Here is a 20,466-nt window from a genome sequence, read left to right as displayed (position 1 = left end):
AACTATCAACTAAAATCCTATTTGCTTTGATTTTGTGCTGCTAAATCATTAGCACTTACTATAAATTTATCTAAATCACCTGAATCTTTTAATCTCTTTATTGTCTTATTTACTGCTTCTGTTAATTCTTTAGAATCTTTCTTCATTCCAATAGCGTTTCCACCACTTTCATCTTTAAAAGATATATCTGAAAGAACTAATTCTGGATTACTTTTAGTAGCCATTTGGGCAACTGGTTGTTCTGTTATTACAGCATCAACTTTACCACTCTTTAACTGTAATACTAAGTCATTAACACTAGCTAATAAAGCAACTCCTCCTGATTGAATTTTCTCTTCAGCGATTTTTTGTTGTGTTGATCCTAATTGTGCTCCAACTTTAACTCCATTTAAATCCTCAGCTTTTTTAAATTTATCCTTATTAGCTGAATTTACTAAAACAGCATGTTGTGCTTCATAATATATATCTGAAAAATCAATCTGCTTCTTTCTCTCTTCATCTGGATTCATACCAGATATAATCATATCTATTTGATTTGCTTTAAGAGCACCTATTAATGCTTCAAAGTCCATCTCTTTTATTTCTAAATCTACTCCAAGATCTTTTGCTACTTCATTTGCAAGGTCAACATCAAACCCTACAGTTTTATCTTCCCCATTTACAATTGCATGAAATTCATATGGTGCATAATCAGCACTTAATCCAACAACTACTTTTCCTTTTTCCTTTATTGATGCAAGAGAATTTTTTTCTTCCTTTTTCCCACATGCAGCAAGTGAAAGAACCATTATTGAAGCCATAGTTATAGTAATAACCTTTTTTAGCAATCCCTTTTTCATTTATATTAACCCCCTTTAAATTTCATCCTTAATTTTTAATACAAGCATAATTATACCTTATTAACTTATAATTATGCAATACCTTTTTATAATATTTCTATAAAATAATTATATACATAGATTATTTTTTATATTTTTCAGTGAATAATTCACAATTAATGCTGAATTCCTTCTTATTGCCTTTGAATAATAATTAATAATTATGTGGAATTTCAATTACAAACACATATATTGCCATTACCGAGTTTTAATGCACAATAGTCAATTATATTTGAAATCAACCATGATTTTCTTGCATCATTACCACAGAATATAAATTTCAACATTTATGTATAAAAAAAATGCATAAAAACTGATTTCATTCAATTTTTATGCATATTTTATGCATTTTTATTCATTTATCTATACTAAAAATAAATTTATTTTCTTTTTATTACCGCAAGCCTATGAAGAGCTCTAGTACACATAATATATTTAACAAGGTTTGGTGTATTTTCAAAGTCATCCAATAATATTACACCATCAAATTCTAATCCTTTAGCATAATATGCAGGTAATAATACTAAACCTCCCTTGTATATCATATCCTCTCTATCAAAGGTTACTATTTTAGTTTTTGATTTTATTAATGAAGATACTTCCCTTAACTTATCTTTATCTTTTGTTATAATAGCTATACTCTCGAGACCATCTTCCTCAAAATCTTCTATTATAGATGCTAGTGTTTCTACTGTATCTTCCAATGTTACAGTTTCTTCCTCTAATACTTTTTCTCCTTCTCTAACTAATGGAACTACTTTATTTTCATCTAAAAATCTATTTGCATATTCCATTATTTGTTGTGTAGATCTATAACTTTTATTTAATTCAAATTTTACTACATCATCTCCAAATAACTTTTCCAAATGTAGCATAGCTGGTTCTTCATCTGTTGTTATAAGCCTTTGATTACTATCTCCAACTATTGTGAAGCTTTTACAATCTGTAAGCTCTCTAATTAATTTAAACTGAGTCAAGTTATAATCTTGAGCTTCATCTATAACAACATGTTTTATTTCTCTTTTACACTTTTTACCATTCAACTTTACCATTAAGTATAATATTCCTGCAAGGTCCATATATCCAAGAGATTCTGTATTTGTTATTGTCTTATATAAAGAAACAGTATCTTCATGATTTATCCATTCATCTAATTCATCTCTTGAATTCATAACTCCTCTAACTATTTCTCTTATTCTAACTCTTCTTTTAAAATCTATATTATTTTTCTCTATCTCAACTTCAGCTGGAGTTAATGCTTCTAACTTTTTCTTTATTTCAGCATTAAGTTCTCTTACAAGTTCATCTCTTTTATCTTTTATCTTTGATATAAGAATTCTTTTTATTTTTTCACTTCTTCTAAATAGAGGCATATATGCATAATGTATTGTAAATAATTCTTTTATTTCTTTAATATCAACTATTTTCTCTCCAAAGAAAGTTACAGCTTTTACATTGAAATAATTTTCATTCATATCTTCTAAAGATTTATCTAATAATTCAGTAAATCCCTTAGAACTTTTATATTTATATTCTCTTAATGCTTCTTCATTTCCATTCATAGCCTCTTCTATATATTCTGAGAATCCTTTTACAGGTTCTTGAAGATTTATTTCATCCATAGCAAAATTTTGGAATGTAGTTTGCTTTATCCCGCCTTCTTCTCCAAGGGTTGGAAGAACTTGTGCTATATAATCCATAAATATATCATTTGGTCCAAGCACTAGCACTTTATCACCAAATTGTTTTCTATTGTTATAGAGCAAATAAGACACTCTATGAAGTGCTATTGTTGTTTTTCCTGAACCAGCAACACCATTAACTACTACTATTTTATCTTTTGGTGCTCTTATAACCTGATCTTGTTCTTCTTGAATAGTCATTACTATATCTTTTAATTTTTCTCCTGAATTTGTTGTTAATACCATTTGTAGTATTTCATCTTTAACATCTACAGCTGAGTCAAACAACCCTTTTAATTCACCTTTTTTTACTATAAGCTGCCTTCTTCCTAAAAGATTTGCTTTTATCTCCCCAACTGGTGAAATATAACTACTTTCACCTAAAGTTCCCTTATAAAATAAAGAAGCAATAGGAGCTCTCCAATCAACTATTACTGGTTCATAACTTTCCTCTGGAGTTAATCCAAATCTCCCAATATATAAATCTTCAGCTCCTTCACTTTCTTCAGTAAAGGTAATTTTTCCGAAGTAAGGTGATTCCTTAAGTATTGTAAATTCCCTAAGTCTCTTATCTATAGTTTTAAATGCTTCTTCTTTTACAAATTTCTCATGATCAAAATAGTCTATTATCTTATCTTCATCATCTTTATAATCTTCTATTAATTTTTTTCTATATTCAACTATATAATCAGTAATGTTTTTTCTCTTACCAATATAATTAAGTATTTCAGTGTTTAAAATACTTAGAGTATCTTGCAATTTATTTTCTTCCATTATAAATTCTAGGTCCTTATCCAATTTAACACCTCTTCTACATTTTGAAAATTAAAAATCAAGTCATAAAATCCTACAGAACTTCTTATACCTTCTAAAAAAATCCTGTAGGAATCCATATTTTTTATCTTTAATTATGTTTTACTTTGTAACATCTCCAATAAACATAGGAGCATTGTTTTTTTCTTGATTTAATTCTATAGATTTATCATCTAAAGATAATTCTTCCTTCTTTTCTTCTTTTTTAAGCTCTGGATACTTTTCACAAACTATGTTCATAAACTCTTCTCCAAATATAGTTTCTTTTTCTAATAAAACATCTGATATTCTATCAAGTAAATCTCTATTTTCTCTTAATATGGTTCTAGCTTTATTATGAGCTTCTCTTACTATTTTTAGTATTTCATCATCTATTATAGTTGAAGTTTGTTCACTACAATTTCTAACAGCTCTTCCATCTAGATATCTATTTTGTACAGATTCTAATGCTACCATATCAAATCTATCTGTCATACCATAAATAGTTACCATACTTCTTGCAGTTTGTGTAGCTCTTTCTATATCATTTGAAGCACCTGTTGAAAGTTCTCCAAACACCTCTTCTTCTGCTGATCTACCTCCAAGAAGTGTAGTAATTTGATTCATAAGTTCTTCTTTTGAACTTAAATACTTTTCTTCTTCTGGAAGTTGCATAGTATATCCAAGAGCTCCCATTGTTCTAGGTACTATTGTAATCTTATGTACTGGATCTGCACCCTTAAGTAAGGCAGCAACCAATGCGTGTCCTACTTCATGGAAAGAAACTATTTTCTTTTCCTTTGGTGACAATATTCTGTCTTTCTTTTCTTTACCAGCAATAATAACTTCTACTGCATCTCTTAAATCTTCTTGAAGCACACTCTTTCTGCCATGTTTTACAGCTCTTATAGCTCCTTCATTAATTATATTTGCAAGGTCTGCTCCTACTGCTCCTGGAGTTCCTTTTGCTATTTCCTTTAAATTAATTTCCGGATCTAATGCTACATCTTTAGCATGAACATTTAATATAGCTTCTCTTCCTATAAGATCAGGTCTATCAACAATTACTCTTCTATCAAATCTTCCTGGTCTAAGAAGAGCTTTATCTAATATCTCTGGTCTATTGGTAGCGGCTAATATAACTATACCCTTTGAAGAATCAAATCCATCCATTTCTGATAGTAATTGATTTAAAGTTTGTTCTCTCTCATCATTACTTTGCATTTGATTATCTCTACTTTTACCTATAGCATCAATTTCATCTATAAATATTATACAAGGAGCTTTTTGCTCTGCTTCTCTAAATAATTCTCTAACTCTTGAAGCACCAACTCCAACAAACATTTCTACAAAACTTGATCCTGATAAAGAGAAAAATGGTACCTTTGCTTCTCCTGCTACAGCTTTTGCAATAAGTGTTTTACCAGTACCTGGAGGGCCTACTAAAAGAACACCTTTAGGAAGTTTTGCACCTATTTCAGTATATTTACCTGGAGCATTTAAGAAACCAATAACCTCTTGTAGAGATTCTTTTGCTTCTTCTTGTCCTGCCACATCATTAAATGTAACCTTGATTTGATTTTCTACATATACTTTAGCATTATTCTTTCCAATATTGCCAATTCCTCCGCCCATTTTGCCAAACATCTTAGAAAATAAAAATCTCCACATAAGATATAAAAGCACTAACGGGAATATATATGTAATTAAAGCATTTACAAGAACAGACTCTCTAGGATTTTTTCCTATAAATCTTATATCTCCAGCTTTAATGAGTTCATCTAACAATTTATCATTTTTAATATTGGCTGTATATAAGGTCTTTCCAGCATATTCTGTTCCTTCTTTAGGAGTGATAACTAAATTATCACTAGAGATAACAATTTCTTTAATTTCTTTTTGTTCAACCATATTTAGAAACTCATTATATGAAATTTCCTTATTCATATATTCACTTCTAGAATAGTTAGCCAGTATCAGTATTCCTAAAGCTATTAATAAATATATTATTATGGGTTTCTTACTTTTATTTTCATTCTTCTTAGGTTCGTTATTCATATACACCCACCTCTTTCCTTAGTTCTAACTTATTATTTAACACTACCAAAATCACTAAATGGATATACTTTAAGCTGAGCTTTTGCTTTTATATCCTTACCATCAACATATGGATTCACCCATTTTCTAGAATCATAAGAAACTGGCCTGTTATCTCCTAAGAAAAAATATTTTCCTTCTGGAACATGATATTCTCCATAAGAATCATCATGGTTTACTACATAACTTTCATCTAGTTCCTCTCCATTTACTGATACTTTTCCATTTTTTATGGTAACAGTATCTCCTGGAAGACCAATAACCCTTTTTATTAGTACATCATTTAGTTCCTCTGAATCAAATACAAGGATATCGCCTCTTTTTATATTATCTAAATTATATACTCTTGTAACAAAAAGATGATCTCCTATATTTAATGTTGGTATCATTGATCCAGAAGGAATGTATACCTTAAAAATAAGAAATTGTTTTATAAGTAAAGCTATAACCACAGCCACAGCTACTGGAAATATCCACTCCAAAAAGAAATTTCCCTTCTTTTTTATCATTCCCTTTTTCTCTTCTTTTTTATCTATGTTTGATTCCCCTTCATTTGAAGTTTTTTCCCCATTTACCTCTTGATTAGTATCACTCATTAATCCGTCCACATCCCTTCCGTTTTTCTTGATATCTCATGCTTTCTTGCTAAAGTAGCTTTTTCATCTATAAAAAAATAATCGTTTTTCAAAATTAAACAATCCCCATCTTTTGCATTTCCTCTAACATTATCCTTCTTTACATTTATCATCTCCCCAGTTGATGATTCTATCACAATGTAGTCACCTTCTATTCTATCAACAATATATCGACGCTCCATTATTTAGATCTCCTTTTCTTATAGATATACAGACTTAGTATAACACAAAAAATTATTAATTAACAATGTCCTTAGAATGTTAAGAATTCCTTCATTATTGACCTGTACAAAAAAATTCAACATACAAATTTTATGTTGAATTTTTTTGCTATTTAATTGTTCCTAAATCCTTAAATGGATATATTTTTATTTGAGCCTTTGCTTTTATATCTTTTCCATCAATATAACTATTATTCCATAATCTTGAATCAAAAGAATCTGTTCTATTATCTCCTAAGAAAAAATACTTTCCTTCTGGAACATAAAACTCTCCATTAAAATCATCATAATTTTCTACATACCTTTCATTAACATCTTGTCCATTTATTGATATCTTTCCCTTTACTATTTTTACATCATCTCCTGGAAGACCAATAAGTCTTTTTATTAAAACATTATTTAACTCTATTGAATCAAATACAATAATATCTCCTCTTTTTAGATTTTTTAAATTGCACACTCTTGTAACTAAGAGATGATCTCCTACATTTAATGTTGGTACCATTGAAGATGAGGGAATATAAACCATACAAATGAGATATTTTTTTAAAAGTAATACCATACATACAACAAATATAATTAAAATTATCAATTTTAAAATGAAATTTTTCTTTTTAAATATATTTATTTCATATTTTTTTTGAATATCTTGCAAAAATATTTCTTCACTACTTTTATTCATTATTCCCATCTCACCTTCCCAACAAACATTTTAATAATTGCTAAAATATCCACATTATTTAATTGTACCAAAATCTCTAACTGGATATATTCTTATAAATTCCTTACCTTTTATATCTTTTCCATCTACATATGGATTTTTCCACATTCTTGAATCATTAGAATCAGGTCTATTATCTCCTAAGAAAAAATATTTCCCTTCTGGAACATGGAATTTTCCATTAAACTTATCATGATTAACTACATAACTTTCATCTAATTCCTCTCCATTTATCGATACTCTACCATCTACTATACTAATATCATCTCCTGGAAGTCCTATAAGCCTTTTTATTAGAAGTTCATTAAATTCATTTGAATAAAATACAATAATATTTCCTCTTTCCATATTATCTAAATTATATATTTTTGTAACAAGGAACTTGTCATTTTCATTAATTGTTGGAATCATAGACCCTGTTGGTACTTCTACTTCAAAAATAAGATATTTCTTTATTAGCAACGCTATAACAATTGATATTAAAATTGGAACTATCCATTCAAGAAACACATTTTTATATGTTTTTATTTTTTTATTTTTATTTATACTTAATTTTCTATTGATTGAATCCTTGTTATCTAAATATGTATTTTTTATATTACCCATAAATTCTCCCCTTTTTAATTAATATACATATTTAGTATAACATAGCAATTATTTCATCCACAATAAATCTTAAAGTAAATACTTATTTTTATTTACAAAAAAATCCAGCAAAAAAACTTATGCTGGATTGTATATATTAAATTCAAATGTATGATTCAATTATTTTCAAATATATTCTACTATTCAATTTTTCCAAAATGTCTAAATGGATATACTTTCATTATAGCTTTTCCTTTAATATCTGATCCATCTATATATGTATTTACCCATTTTCTAGAATCCCAAGATTCTGGTCTATTGTCTCCTAAAAAGAAATACTTGCCTTCTGGAACAATAAAATCACCATAATCATCATCATGACTCTTCACATAACTTTCATCTAGTTGTTCTCCATTTACTGATACTTTTCCGTCCATTATTTTAACATTATCTCCAGGTAAACCAATAAGTCTTTTTATAAAAATGTCCTCATATTCTTTAGATTCAAAAACAAGGATATCTCCTCTTTTTAAATTTTTCAAGTTATATACTCTTGTAACAAGAATTTGTTCTTCATTCTCTATTGTAGGAAGCATGGATCCAGTTGAAACTTTAACTTTATAAATTAAGAAGTGTTTGATTGATAATGCTATAGCTACCCCTAATAATATTATAACTAACCATTTTAAAGAAAATTTTTCTTTCTTTTTTCCTCTAATTTTTTTATCAAGTTTCTTTCTTTCTTCATCTGGAATTTCATCAACAATCATTGCCCATCTACTATCATACATATTCTTACCACATCCTTTTTCATTAGTTAAAGCATCTTTTACTCTAAAGATATCAATCTAAGTATATCATAAAAATTTGTAAAATATAATCGTAAATGCACACATATATTGTATTTTTAAAATTTAAAGGTATAATATAAAATTAAATTTGATTTTTTTTTAGTTTTTTTAAATATCAATTAATATCAATTTAAAATACAAATTATATACTAATATATAATTCTTGAATAAAAAGAATATAAAAAAATCTAGTTTGGTTTAACACCATACTAGATCTATCTATATCTATCCATAAGGTCTCCCATTATTTCAGCTGTTGGCGGTGGAGTAAATGTTATTGCATTAGCTCCTGCTGCTATAGTTTCTTTTATACTTTTTTCAGTAGGTCCTCCAGTTGCTATTATAGGATACTCAGGAAATCTCTCCCTTATTGTTCTTACTATTTTAGCTGTATCCTTACCCCCTGATATATTTAATATTGTAGCACCTGCTTCAATTCGTTCTGCTATATCTTCATGTTCTGAAACTACAGTAACTACAACTGGTATATCTATTGTTGCTCTAATTTTTCTTACAACTTCATTTGAAGTAGGGGCATTAACAACTACTCCCATAGCTCCTTTAAATTCTGCATCAAGTGCTAGGTTAACTACTCTTTTTCCTTGAGTTATTCCTCCCCCTACACCACAAAATACTGGTACATCTGCAGCCATTACTAATGCTTCTGTAATTAAAGGTTGAGGAGTAAATGGATAAACAGCTATTATTGCATCAGCATTTGTATTTCTTATTATTGCTACATCTGTTGAAAAGAGCAAGGACTTTATCCTTTTTCCAAATATCTTAATCCCACTACAATCTCGTATGACTGATGGAACCTCTACAACATGATTTCTTAAAGTTCCTTTTATTTCGGGTATATATTTTGACTCCTTTGCCATACTTTATCCTCCTATCCTTTAATCTCACTATTCAAATATTATACACTTTTATTTCCATTAATAAAGATAAAAATTATTAATTTATTTTTATAACATTGTAAACTTATTATAATTAGCATTTTGTAATAATTTATAATAATTTTTTAACATTAAAATAAATTATATTTTTCTTATTATTTTAGCATCTATTTCTATATTTTAACACTAACCTTATCTTAAATTATATTAATCTTGCCCTAAAATAAACCTTCAAAAGATGATTTTTTTAACATCTTTTGAAGGTTATACTTTGAACTTTGCATTTCTTCTATACTAAAAACTTAATTAGTCTTATCTATTACCTTTTTAATTAACCTTTGTCCTATAAAATTTTCCTTCATGCAATTTGAAGCTTCACTCAATTTAACCCAACCTAATTCTTCAACTTCTTTTGACTTTTTTAAGTTTCCTGATTTATACTTTGCTAGATATGTAAGCATTAATATTTCTTTTCCTTCTATATAATCAGTCCCTAAAAATTCAACATCCTGGATTTTAATTGCTGTTTCTTCTAAGACCTCTCTATAAACAGTATCTTCAGCTCTTTCATCCACTCCAATATATCCTGATACTAAAACCTTAGAATTCTTATATATGTAACTTTGTTTTAATAAAAGAATCTCATCTTCTTTTACTACAGCAATCATTACACATGGCTTTGGTGTATTAAAAAATAATTCATTATCATGAGCACAATATGGTACATTGCCTTCATCACCACAAAACATTTCCCCAAGCTCTCTCCCACAAATAGGACAAAATTTAAAATTCATACTATCCCTCTTTCAATAGGTTTTATTTAAATATGCTTTTATCAACTTAAATTTCTTTGTTTTCATTATACTCGTAAATTTACTCCTGTAAAAGTACTTTAATAGGTTTGTGTAATGTTATTCCTGTTCTTGTAACTACACAAGAATATGCAAAAATATCCACACCTTCATTTACTGCTTTTCTTAATGCTTTTCCAAACTCAGGATCTGTTTCATCATTTGGAGAAAAACTAATTACATCCTCAATTTGAATCAAAAATAAAACGCCAGCACCTCTTCCACTTTTCTTTACATCAATTAGTTCTAAAAGATGTTTTTTTCCTCTTTCTGTTGGTGCATCTGGAAATCTACAATGTCCATTTTCCTCTAAGGTTACCCCTTTAACTTCTAAATAATATTCTTCTCCATTATCTTTTGATAATTTAAAATCAAACCTGCTACTTCCAAATGTTTTTTCGCTTAATATATTTGTATAATTTATTAACTTATCCACAACTTTATTCTCAAGTGCCTCTTTTACAACTTTATTGGGAATTTGAGAATCTATACTTATATTTTTATCTCCCTTATATGCTCCAATCAAATCGAAAGCTGTCTTTCTTAAAGGATTACTCTCTTCCCTTAGAAACACCTGACAGCCTGGAATTAGAATCTCTTTACACCTTCCAGTGTTAGGAACATGCACAACGATTTCTTGTCCTCTAAACTTTACTTTAGCATTAAATCTATTTGGTCTCTCTATAAAAATTGCTTCATATATATTTTTATTATATTCCACTTTTCCACCTCACTTATACACATTATCCACAGTTTTTGTCCACAACTTTATAAAAACTGTGGTTATTTTTATCACAATCTATTGTTATAATATAATAGATTTTAACGGATAATAATTTTTTATGCAATGTTCTCTATGTAGTTGTTGACAAATATACTTTTTACATATATTGTGTCAATAATTTTCTCAAAAAATGTGGATAACTTTTTAAGTTATCCACATTTTTCATATATTTATTCACATTATTCACAAAGCCCCTATTTTAGCTATATGCTTCTGTGGATAAAACCTATACTTATCCACAGAGTTATTCACATTTTTTGTTATTATTGTTATATACAAGAGTTTGTCCTATTTAATTGAAATCACTTACTAAAATTTTTTTTCCTTAAAAATCTCATCTCTTACTCTTTCTTTAATCTCTTCCATAGGGAATTTTTCTCCTGGACATAAAGTTTCATAAACATCCCTATGCCCTATTGCATCTTTTAAATTATATTTTATTATCATATCTGTTGATAACTTAACTAAAGAACTTTTCTGAGCCTCTGTTGGCTCTTCTACCTCAAAATCTCCTTCTAAACATATTCCAATACTATCATAATTTTTTCCTATAGCATGAGCCCCTATATATTCTTCAGGTCTCCCTCTATAGATAGTACCATTTTTTCTTATATAAAAATGATAACCTATCCCACCCCAGCCTTTTCCTTTATGATCTTTATTTATATTTTCTGGAGTAAGACCTTCTGCTGCTGTATGATGATATACTAATACTGTTGGATTATTATCTTTTTCTATATCTTCATCTAATTTATAATCTAATTCCTTTATATCTAAACTTTTTTCATATTCCTCTCTTTTTTCTTGAAAATCTTTTATGTTATATTCTCCTACCCCCATTGTTAAGAGATATTCAACATTTTCTTGTGGAGATTTCTCAGCACTAACATTTCTTACTGTATATATGCTTAACATTAATATTACACCTATTACTATATATGTTTTTACCCTTCTTCTTTTCATTTTCTTTTCAAATTTAATTCGTCTCTGACTTCCAACTATAATCAAAAAGCTCACCTTCATTTATAACAAAATACTATTCTATTCCATTATATACCAATTTATGTCTAGTTGAAAACCTTAAAATAATTGAAAAAAAAAGACTAGGTTTCCCTAATCCTTTATAAAGCCCACTTTCTATCTCCTGTAAAGTTAATATTTAACCATTTTTTGAAATTTATATTTTTCATATTTTTATAAACTTCTTCTCTAACTTTATCCATTTCTTCAAGCTCATTTAAGTTAGAACTGTCATTAAATACAAAATCAATTTCAATTCTTAATTCTCTTCCAATCTTACTCACTCTGGTTATTGAGTCTTCAAAGTTATATTCTTCTTCTATATCTTTAACTATAGTATAAATTCTATCATTTATTTCTTTATCAGCATTACCATTGACTATTTCCTTAAAGCTGCTAATTAAACTTCTTATAGGAACTTGTATAAATATTAATGATGAAATCACAACCATTATAGGGTCCACATATCTTGTAAGGTGGGATAGTGAATTTTTTTCTAATAACACTGAAACTACAAACCCACAAAGTACTCCAATACTTAATAATGTATCCATTAGCCATTGATTATTCTCTGATTCCACTATATCTGATGGTATATTTTTTCTTAAAAAATACATGATAAAAAATATAGATGCACATCCAATTGAAGATATTAATGAATATCCAAATGCTAACTCTGCATCAACAGGATTTCCCCCTGCTAAGAAATCCTTAATTCCACTAGTTAAAGTAAAACTACAAGTAATAACTAATACAATTGAACGAAAGGCCACCATAATAGGTTCTAACATTCCTTTACCAAATGGAAACTTTTCAAAATCTGATTTTTCTATATAACTTGTTATACCTATTGATAACATAGATAAAAATAAGCTTAGTAACGCATATAGGCCATCAAACATAATCATGCTTGAATTAATCACTGTTCCCCATACTATCCCTAGTACAGCGAATAATAATCCACCTAGCGCTGAAAGTTTTAGTATGTTTTTTTCAGTTCTCATTTTTTCACCTCTATCTAATTCTTCTAATACCATTATATTATTTTAATTTTCGAGGTACAACTGACTAATATATGGTGTTTTTTATACTAATAACGGATATTCTTGTTACTGGATATTTATTCAAAAAGCACATTAGTACCTAATTCCTTAATTAATAGTACTTTAATAATAAAGATTTTACTATTAAATTTTTTATTTATAATTTTTCTAACTAAAAAGAGCTTCTTATTTAAAAGAAACTCCTTTATATATAAACAACAAATTTAGGGGAAACTTATTTATAGTGACTTTCTCTCAATATTCCAAATATCTTTAGCATATTCTAATATAGTTCTGTCACTTGAAAAAATTCCTGCATTGCATGTATTTAAGAAACATTTTTTTGCCCATTTTTCTTTGTTTTTGTATGCTTCAAATACTTTGTCTTCAGTTTCCTTAAAGCTTTCAAAATCAGCTAATATATAATACTGATCTCCTTCTTCTAATAAAGAATCAAATAAATCTTCAAAGTCTCCAGTCCCCCCATCATTAAAGGTTCCATCAACTAATGTATCCAAAACTTTCTTTAAACTTAAATTTTTTTCATAATAATCTTTTGGATTATAATCTTCTTTTAAATTTTCTATATCTTGTACCTTTAATCCAAATATAAAATTATTTTCTTCTCCACTTTCATTTACTATTTCAACATTAGCTCCATCAAGAGTACCAAAAGTAGGTGCTCCATTTAACATAAGTTTCATATTCCCAGTACCTGATGCTTCTTTACCTGCTGTTGAAATTTGCTTTGAGATATCTGCAGCTGGGCATAACTTTTCTGCATAAGACACTCTGTAATTTTGTACAAATACTACTTTAATCTTTCCATTAATCTCTTTATCATTATTAACTAAATTAGCTATCTCATTAATAAACTTTACTATAGCTTTTGCCCTCTTATATCCTGGGAACGCTTTAGCTCCAAAAAGGAATGTTATTTTTGGTATATCCATATTAGGATTTTCTTTAACTCTATAATACAAATCTAATATATAAATTGCATTTAGTAATTGTCTCTTATACTCATGTAATCTCTTTATTTGAATATCAAATAATGAATCTGGGTCTATATCTACCCCTTCATTTTCTTTTATATATTCAGCTAACTGTTCTTTCTTTTTATGTTTGATACTCATAAATCTATTTAGTATTTCTTTATCATCCACATACTTTTCTAGATTCTTTAGTAATGAAAGATTTCTAACCCACTTTTCACTTCCTAAAAGTTCAGTAATTAATGCAGATAATTCAGGATTTGAAAGTCTAAGCCATCTCCTTGGTGTAATTCCATTAGTCTTGTTTTGGAATTTTTCAGGATAAAGCTCATACCAATTTCTAAGTTCAGTTTCTTTTAATATATCTGTATGGAGCTTGGCAACTCCATTTACTACTGAACCAACATGGATAGCTAAATTTGCCATTCTAACTTGTTTCTTATATATTATTTTATAATTCTTAATATCAGCTCCATCATATCCTTTATCCTTTAATTCAGCAACAAATCTCTTATCTATATCCTTTATTACTTCTAATATTCTAGGAAATAATTCTTCAATTAAATCTATATCCCACTTTTCTAATGCTTCAGCCAGTATTGTATGATTTGTATAACTAAACATAGATTTTGCTATATCTAAGCTATCTTCAAATGTTAAACCTTCTTCATCAACTAATATTCTTATAAGTTCTGGAATACCTAAAGTAGGATGTGTATCATTTAATTGAATTGCATTCAATTCTCCTAGCTTCTTGGTAACGGTTCCGAACATTTCTTTATGCTTTTTTATTATATCCTTTAATGATGCACTTACTAGAAGATATTGTTGTCTTAATCTTAATATCTTACCTTCTTCTGATGAATCATTTGGATATAATACTCTTGTGATATCTTCTGCTCTATTTTTAAGTTCTATTGCTTTATCATATTTTTGATCATTAAATAGCTTAAAATCAAAATCTTTTAATGGTTCAGCTTTCCAAAGTCTTAAAGTATTGATATTTCTTGTTCCATATCCTATTATAGGCATATCATACGGAACTGCCTTAACATCCATATCTTCAAAATGAATTATTTGAGTTTCACTTTCTTTTCTTATACTCCATGGGTCCCCATATTTCAGCCAATAATCACCATCTTCTATTTGAAATCCATCTTCAATATATTGATTAAATAGTCCATTATTATATCTTAGCCCATATCCTATTAAAGGAATTTCCATAGCAGCTGCTGAATCCATAAAACAAGCTGCTAATCTTCCAAGCCCCCCATTTCCAAGGCCTGCGTCTTCCTCTATTTCTTCAATTTTATTTATATCAATGTTTAATTTTTTTAATAATTCCCTAACTTCACTATATCCCCCTATGCTAATTAAATTATTTCCAAGGGCCCTTCCCATTAAATACTCCGCTGAAAAGTAATATGCTTGCTTTCCTTTTGAATATAATTCTGTAGTCGCATTCCAATCATCAACTATATTTTCTAATAGGCTTAATGATAATGCATTAAACACTTCATATTCTAAAGCTTTATCTAAGGTTTTCCCATATTTTACTTTTAACATTCTTTCAATTGAATTTCTTAGTTCTTCTTTATTCATCTTCCCCACACCTTCCATACATTTTTGTAAACTTATATATCCTTTGGGCCAAATCATCACTTAAGTCATTCTTTTCAATTCTCCATTTCCAATTATGTCCAAGTGTTGAAGGCAAATTTATTCTAGCTTCATTACCAAGATTTAAAAAATCTTGCATAGGAGCCACTGCAACTTCTGCTATACTTGCCCAAATTCCTCTTATAAATCCCCAGTTACATCCTTCCTTTCCGTTTAACCCTAAATATTTTTTTGCTCTTTTGGTTTCTGACTTACTACCTGTTTTTTCATACCAGCCAAGAAAAGTATCATTATCATGTGTACCTGTATATGCAATACAATTTTGAATATACATATGAGGTAAATAATTATTATCAGGTTTGCCATCAAAAGCAAATTGCAATACTCTCATTCCTGGGAATTTGCATTCCTTTAAAAATTCTCTTACATCATCAGTTAAATATCCTAAATCCTCAGCTATTATATTTAAATTTCCAAGTTTTTTATTTATTTCATTAAAAAGTTCCATTCCTGGGCCTTTTGTCCACTCTCCATTTATTGCTGTTTTTTCTCCATAAGGTATCTCCCAATAAGATTCAAAGCCTCTAAAATGGTCAATTCTAAGAATATCATAAAGCTTTAAACTTTCTTTTACTCTCATTACCCACCAATCATAATCATCAGCTTTCATCTGATCCCAATCATAAATTAAATTTCCCCATAATTGTCCTGTATCTGAAAAAGCATCTGGTGGACAGCCAGCAACTGATATTGGTTTTAATGTACTCTTATCTATCTTAAAATTTTCTGGATGGCTCCATGTATCTACACTATCTTCAGCAACATAAATTGGAATATCTCCAATTATTCTAATTCCTAATTCATTTGCATATGATTTTAGACTATCCCATTGATCATAAAATAAATACTGCATAAATGACCAATATTCTATATCATCTTTTAAACTTTCTTTATAATTTTTTATAGCCTCTGGCATTCTTTTCTTTATATCTTCATCCCATTCATACCACCCCTTTAAGTCAAAGTGATATTTTAAAGCCATATATAAAGAATAATCTTCAAGCCAAAAGGCTTTTTCTTTTTTAAACTCTTCAAACTTTTTTTCAATTTCTGAAGGTTTCAATTTTTTATAGTTATCATAAGCTTTTTTTAACACATTAAATTTAGATACAAATATTACACCATAATCTATATATTCATTTGATGCTCCATAATCTTCATCTTTATAATCATTTTCTTCTAAAAGTCCTTCTTTTTCTAGAATACAATAATCAATGAAATATGGATTTCCTGCAAAAGCTGAGAAACATTGATATGGTGAATCTCCATATCCAGTATGTCCTAAAGGGAGTATCTGCCAATACTTGAATCCTGCTTTTTTTATAAATTCTATGAATTCATATGCTTCCTTTCCCAAAGATCCTATTCCAAATCTACCTGGAAGTGAAGCTATGTGCATTAAAACTCCTGCGCCTCTGTCCATAAATCTATCCTCCTAATCTTATACATTCATTACAATTGTTTCTTTTCCCCCTTCTAAGTTATAAATAGTTGCATTTATTTTCTTCAGCTTAGTATCTTGAGGTTTCTCTACTCTTAACTCATATTTATCATTCTTCTTTTCTACAACTAACTTTATAAGTATAAATTTATTATTCCTATACTCTTTTGTATCCCCATCATCTTCGTATAATATATATTCTGCTTTTTCATTTATAAAAATTACTAAATTCAATTCTTCTAAAGATATGTCTTCAACTTTATTTTTAGTTTCCACCAAAGGCAATATTTTATCCTTCCTAACAAAAAATACAGTTTCCTCCAACCTGCAATAAAAAAATCTATCTCCCTCATCACAAACTTCAAAGGATAACTCTCCTTTATTATCTAATTTGCACAATAGCATTTTTTCTGGCAAATATATGTGTCTTCCTTTTGCATTTTGTTTATACATAGGTGCTATCATTAAGGAATCACCCACAATTAATTGATCCTCAACTTCTCTTGAAAATCTATCTTCATATTCAAATGTTAATGGCTTAAAATACATATCATTATTCTTTATAGATTTCATTAATTCACTATACAAATATGGAATAATTGAATATCTAAAAGATATTATATTTCTAATTATTTCTGTTGTTCTTTCATCAAAAGCGTAAGGCTCTTGAGATCTTGACCATCTAGATGTATGATTTCTATACAAAGGAGTAAATAGACTTAGTTGATTCCATCTAATCAATAAATCACTTGTAGTATCTCCTGCAAAACCACCTGTGTCTGATCCTATAAACATAAACCCACACATATTTAAAGCTGGTAACATTTTAATAGTTAATTCTATATGCTCCCACCATGAAAAAGTATCTCCAGTCCACATTCCCCCATATCTGTGCATTCCCACACATGATGCTCTTGAGAATAGTAAAAATCTCTTATCCTTAAATATATTTTCTAAGCCTTCATAAGCTGACTTAGTCATGTTTGAACCATATATATTATGGACATCATAGTGATTTACTCTTTTCCCGTCCATATCATGATATATACTTTTATAATCTTCCACAGAATTAGCTAAATTATTAAAATTATCTTTAAGCTCAAAATATGAATATACATCAATATTTTTATTTTTTACTTCATCTGCTCTTTTAAAGGCATTATCTAAACCTTTTTCTGAATAAAATAATGCTGGTTCATTCATATCATTCCAAAAACCTTCAATGCCTTTGTCCGTCAATACTTTATACTGGCTTCCAAACCATCTCCTTGCATTAGAATTCAAAAAATCTGGTAAGTGTACCTTACCTGGCCACACTGCAGTTATAAAAGGATTTCCATGTTCATCTGTGCAAAAATATCCTTTTTCTAGACCTTCCTCATAAGTAGAATATCCTTTTTCTATCTTTATACCAGCATCTATTATAGGTATGACCTTAATCCCCTCTTTATTGCATTCATCAATTAGCTCTTCAAAACTTGGAAAGGCTTTTCTATCTATAGTAAAGTCTTTGAATCTTTCCATATAATCTATATCTATATAAAGCATCTCTAAAGGAATATTCTTCTCTTTAAACTTCTTAATAACTTCTCTTGCTTCATGTTCAGTTCCATATCCCCATCTACTTTGCCCATATCCAAGTGCCCACTTAGGAGGAACATAACTTTCTCCAATTAAAATTCTAAATTCTTTTACTATGTTTTTTAAGGTATTTCCACAAATAATATATAAATCATAATTTTGATTCTCACAACTAACTTTTAATTTATTATAATCTGTATATCCTACATCAAAAATCACTTTAGATGGACTATCTATAAATACTCCAAAAATTTCACTACCATAAACTATCATAAAATTATGAGCTCCATAGAGACTCTTTTTATTAGGGGTATGACTATACTCATCAGTACAAAAGCTTTCATATATCCAGCCTCTTTTATTAAGTCCTCTTACATTTTCCCCAAGTCCATAAACTATGTCTTCATCATCTAAAACATAATTTAAACTACCATCTTTATCTAGGCTAAAATACTTTATGCCTTCACAATTTATTTCTTTATCATGATTTTTACTTAAAAATATGGCATCAGTATTTATTGGATTTCCAAATGTATATCTAGTAATTTGATTATTTATTTTCCATCCAGTCACTGTTTAACCCCTCTCTAGTTTTTTACATGATTCTCTCTTAATTAATTCTGTATTTAATATTACATGTGCATGATTTCCTTTTCCATTTAATAAATCTAATAAAAGATTTATACTCTGCTTAGCCATCTTAACCTTTGGTTGTTTCATAGTTGTTATTCCTGGATTATAAAATTTACTTATTTCAAGCCCATCAAAACCAACTAATGAGATGTCCTCTCCTATCCTTAGTCCAGAATCAACTATAGCTTTTGCTACACCAACTGCCATAATATCTGAAATTGAAAATATAGCAGTTATATTCTTATTTTTGATTAAGAATTCTCTCATTACTTTATAAGCTTTTTCATAACTATAATCTCCTACAAGCATATTATCTTGATTGAAGGAAATTCCTGCTTCTTCTAGTGCCATTTTATAACCTTTAAGTCTGGTCCAACTTATACCAATATCATTTTCTTCACCAATCATAACAGCTATATTTTTATGTCCTAATTCTATTAAATAATTAGTCGCTTTATATGCAGAGTCTACATTGTCAATTCCTACAGAAGAATAGCTAGCTTCATCTAGTTTGAAATTTGCTGATGTAAGAACTACAGGAACATCTAAAGAGTTTATACTATCTTTACTAACTGATTCAAAATTGACCCCAAGACAAATAACTCCTTGTAATCTTTTTTCTTTAATAAATGATTGGAGTGTTTCAAAATCATCTCCAAGTGTAAAATCATTTTGCTGAAGTACCATTGTATATTTTGACTTTGAAATAATTTTACCTATTACACTTACCATTTCTGAAAAAAATGGATTAAATACACCCTTTACTAAAACTCCTATATTATTAGTATTATTTTGTTTAAGTATCCTAGCACTATTGTTTGGTATGTAATTACTTTTCTTAATCACTTCTAATACCTTTTGTCTAGTGCTTTCCTTAACATCCACATGATTATTAAGTACTCTTGATACTGTACTTACACCTACACCTGATAATTTAGCTATATCTTTTATATTCATTGATCTTTTCTCCTTATGTTCTCTACTTCGGTACTTATACCGGTAACGTTACCGTATTTTTCCATATAGAAATTCCTATTTTTTATATAGGAATCTCTATATTCATTCAAATTACTTATA

At 28.5% G+C, this 20,466-nt stretch carries 17 protein-coding genes; all 17 read right to left on the bottom strand.

Annotated elements, in window-relative coordinates:
* Positions 1-17 precede the first annotated feature (17 nt).
* Positions 18-839: a transporter substrate-binding domain-containing protein gene (locus tag NNC19_RS14855; protein ID WP_310939448.1), complete on the bottom strand. Its 822-nt coding sequence runs from the start codon at positions 837-839 to the stop codon at positions 18-20.
* Between the two features lie 419 nt (positions 840-1,258).
* Entirely contained in the window at positions 1,259-3,358 is a 2,100-nt protein-coding gene (locus tag NNC19_RS14850; protein ID WP_310939447.1) for a UvrD-helicase domain-containing protein, read from the bottom strand.
* A 117-nt stretch (positions 3,359-3,475) separates the two neighbouring features.
* Positions 3,476-5,410, bottom strand: coding sequence for an ATP-dependent zinc metalloprotease FtsH (gene ftsH / locus NNC19_RS14845; protein ID WP_310939446.1), 1,935 nt, complete (start codon positions 5,408-5,410; stop codon positions 3,476-3,478).
* A gap of 32 nt (positions 5,411-5,442) precedes the next feature.
* Positions 5,443-5,958 (bottom strand): signal peptidase I, encoded by a 516-nt coding sequence (lepB, locus tag NNC19_RS14840; RefSeq protein ID WP_310939458.1) that lies wholly within the window; start codon positions 5,956-5,958, stop codon positions 5,443-5,445.
* Positions 5,959-6,044: 86 nt separating this feature from the next.
* Entirely contained in the window at positions 6,045-6,266 is a 222-nt protein-coding gene (locus tag NNC19_RS14835) for a DUF3006 domain-containing protein (RefSeq protein ID WP_310939445.1), read from the bottom strand.
* 148 nt (positions 6,267-6,414) lie between these two features.
* On the bottom strand, positions 6,415-6,987 hold the full coding sequence (gene lepB, locus NNC19_RS14830; protein WP_310939444.1) for a signal peptidase I: 573 nt from the start codon (positions 6,985-6,987) through the stop codon (positions 6,415-6,417).
* Between the two features lie 54 nt (positions 6,988-7,041).
* A complete protein-coding gene (lepB, locus tag NNC19_RS14825) occupies positions 7,042-7,632 on the bottom strand; it encodes a signal peptidase I (protein ID WP_310939443.1) in 591 nt (196 codons plus the stop codon).
* Positions 7,633-7,811: 179 nt separating this feature from the next.
* Entirely contained in the window at positions 7,812-8,402 is a 591-nt protein-coding gene (lepB, locus tag NNC19_RS14820) for a signal peptidase I (RefSeq protein ID WP_310939442.1), read from the bottom strand.
* 275 nt (positions 8,403-8,677) lie between these two features.
* A complete protein-coding gene (locus NNC19_RS14815; protein ID WP_310939441.1) occupies positions 8,678-9,343 on the bottom strand; it encodes a hydrolase in 666 nt (221 codons plus the stop codon).
* 320 nt (positions 9,344-9,663) lie between these two features.
* Positions 9,664-10,155 (bottom strand): NUDIX domain-containing protein, encoded by a 492-nt coding sequence (locus tag NNC19_RS14810; RefSeq protein WP_310939440.1) that lies wholly within the window; start codon positions 10,153-10,155, stop codon positions 9,664-9,666.
* A 79-nt stretch (positions 10,156-10,234) separates the two neighbouring features.
* Positions 10,235-10,933, bottom strand: coding sequence for a DNA/RNA nuclease SfsA (gene sfsA / locus NNC19_RS14805; protein ID WP_310939439.1), 699 nt, complete (start codon positions 10,931-10,933; stop codon positions 10,235-10,237).
* A 372-nt stretch (positions 10,934-11,305) separates the two neighbouring features.
* Positions 11,306-12,019: a peptidoglycan recognition family protein gene (locus NNC19_RS14800; protein ID WP_310939438.1), complete on the bottom strand. Its 714-nt coding sequence runs from the start codon at positions 12,017-12,019 to the stop codon at positions 11,306-11,308.
* Between the two features lie 98 nt (positions 12,020-12,117).
* A complete protein-coding gene (locus NNC19_RS14795) occupies positions 12,118-13,020 on the bottom strand; it encodes a cation transporter (RefSeq protein ID WP_310939437.1) in 903 nt (300 codons plus the stop codon).
* A 278-nt stretch (positions 13,021-13,298) separates the two neighbouring features.
* A complete protein-coding gene (locus NNC19_RS14790; RefSeq protein ID WP_310939436.1) occupies positions 13,299-15,656 on the bottom strand; it encodes a glycogen/starch/alpha-glucan phosphorylase in 2,358 nt (785 codons plus the stop codon).
* Positions 15,649-17,157 (bottom strand): 4-alpha-glucanotransferase, encoded by a 1,509-nt coding sequence (gene malQ, locus NNC19_RS14785; protein ID WP_310939435.1) that lies wholly within the window; start codon positions 17,155-17,157, stop codon positions 15,649-15,651. Before malQ ends, NNC19_RS14790 begins: the two co-directional genes overlap by 8 nt.
* 18 nt (positions 17,158-17,175) lie before the next feature.
* On the bottom strand, positions 17,176-19,329 hold the full coding sequence (locus tag NNC19_RS14780) for a TIM-barrel domain-containing protein (RefSeq protein ID WP_310939434.1): 2,154 nt from the start codon (positions 19,327-19,329) through the stop codon (positions 17,176-17,178).
* Between the two features lie 3 nt (positions 19,330-19,332).
* Positions 19,333-20,346 (bottom strand): LacI family DNA-binding transcriptional regulator, encoded by a 1,014-nt coding sequence (locus NNC19_RS14775; protein WP_310939433.1) that lies wholly within the window; start codon positions 20,344-20,346, stop codon positions 19,333-19,335.
* Positions 20,347-20,466 lie beyond the last annotated feature (120 nt).

Source organism: Clostridium sp. SHJSY1 (genome assembly GCF_031626875.1).
GTDB lineage: Bacteria > Bacillota > Clostridia > Clostridiales > Clostridiaceae > Clostridium.
Note: the sequence above shows the minus strand (reverse complement) of the source record. Positions and strands in the feature narration are given on the sequence as shown.

Excerpts from the sequence above, each read along its gene's own strand:
- NNC19_RS14855 (WP_310939448.1), bottom strand. The coding sequence starts at position 839 with ATGAAAAAGGGATTGCTAAAAAAGGTTATTACTATAACTATGGCTTCA.
- ftsH (WP_310939446.1), bottom strand. The coding sequence starts at position 5,410 with ATGAATAACGAACCTAAGAAGAATGAAAATAAAAGTAAGAAACCCATA.
- lepB (WP_310939458.1), bottom strand. The coding sequence starts at position 5,958 with ATGATAAAAAAGAAGGGAAATTTCTTTTTGGAGTGGATATTTCCAGTA.
- NNC19_RS14835 (WP_310939445.1), bottom strand. The coding sequence starts at position 6,266 with ATGGAGCGTCGATATATTGTTGATAGAATAGAAGGTGACTACATTGTG.
- lepB (WP_310939444.1), bottom strand. The coding sequence starts at position 6,987 with ATGAATAAAAGTAGTGAAGAAATATTTTTGCAAGATATTCAAAAAAAA.
- lepB (WP_310939443.1), bottom strand. The coding sequence starts at position 7,632 with ATGGGTAATATAAAAAATACATATTTAGATAACAAGGATTCAATCAAT.
- lepB (WP_310939442.1), bottom strand. The coding sequence starts at position 8,402 with ATGTATGATAGTAGATGGGCAATGATTGTTGATGAAATTCCAGATGAA.
- NNC19_RS14815 (WP_310939441.1), bottom strand. The coding sequence starts at position 9,343 with ATGGCAAAGGAGTCAAAATATATACCCGAAATAAAAGGAACTTTAAGA.
- NNC19_RS14810 (WP_310939440.1), bottom strand. The coding sequence starts at position 10,155 with ATGAATTTTAAATTTTGTCCTATTTGTGGGAGAGAGCTTGGGGAAATG.
- NNC19_RS14800 (WP_310939438.1), bottom strand. The coding sequence starts at position 12,019 with ATGAAGGTGAGCTTTTTGATTATAGTTGGAAGTCAGAGACGAATTAAA.
- NNC19_RS14795 (WP_310939437.1), bottom strand. The coding sequence starts at position 13,020 with ATGAGAACTGAAAAAAACATACTAAAACTTTCAGCGCTAGGTGGATTA.
- NNC19_RS14790 (WP_310939436.1), bottom strand. The coding sequence starts at position 15,656 with ATGAATAAAGAAGAACTAAGAAATTCAATTGAAAGAATGTTAAAAGTA.
- malQ (WP_310939435.1), bottom strand. The coding sequence starts at position 17,157 with ATGGACAGAGGCGCAGGAGTTTTAATGCACATAGCTTCACTTCCAGGT.
- NNC19_RS14775 (WP_310939433.1), bottom strand. The coding sequence starts at position 20,346 with ATGAATATAAAAGATATAGCTAAATTATCAGGTGTAGGTGTAAGTACA.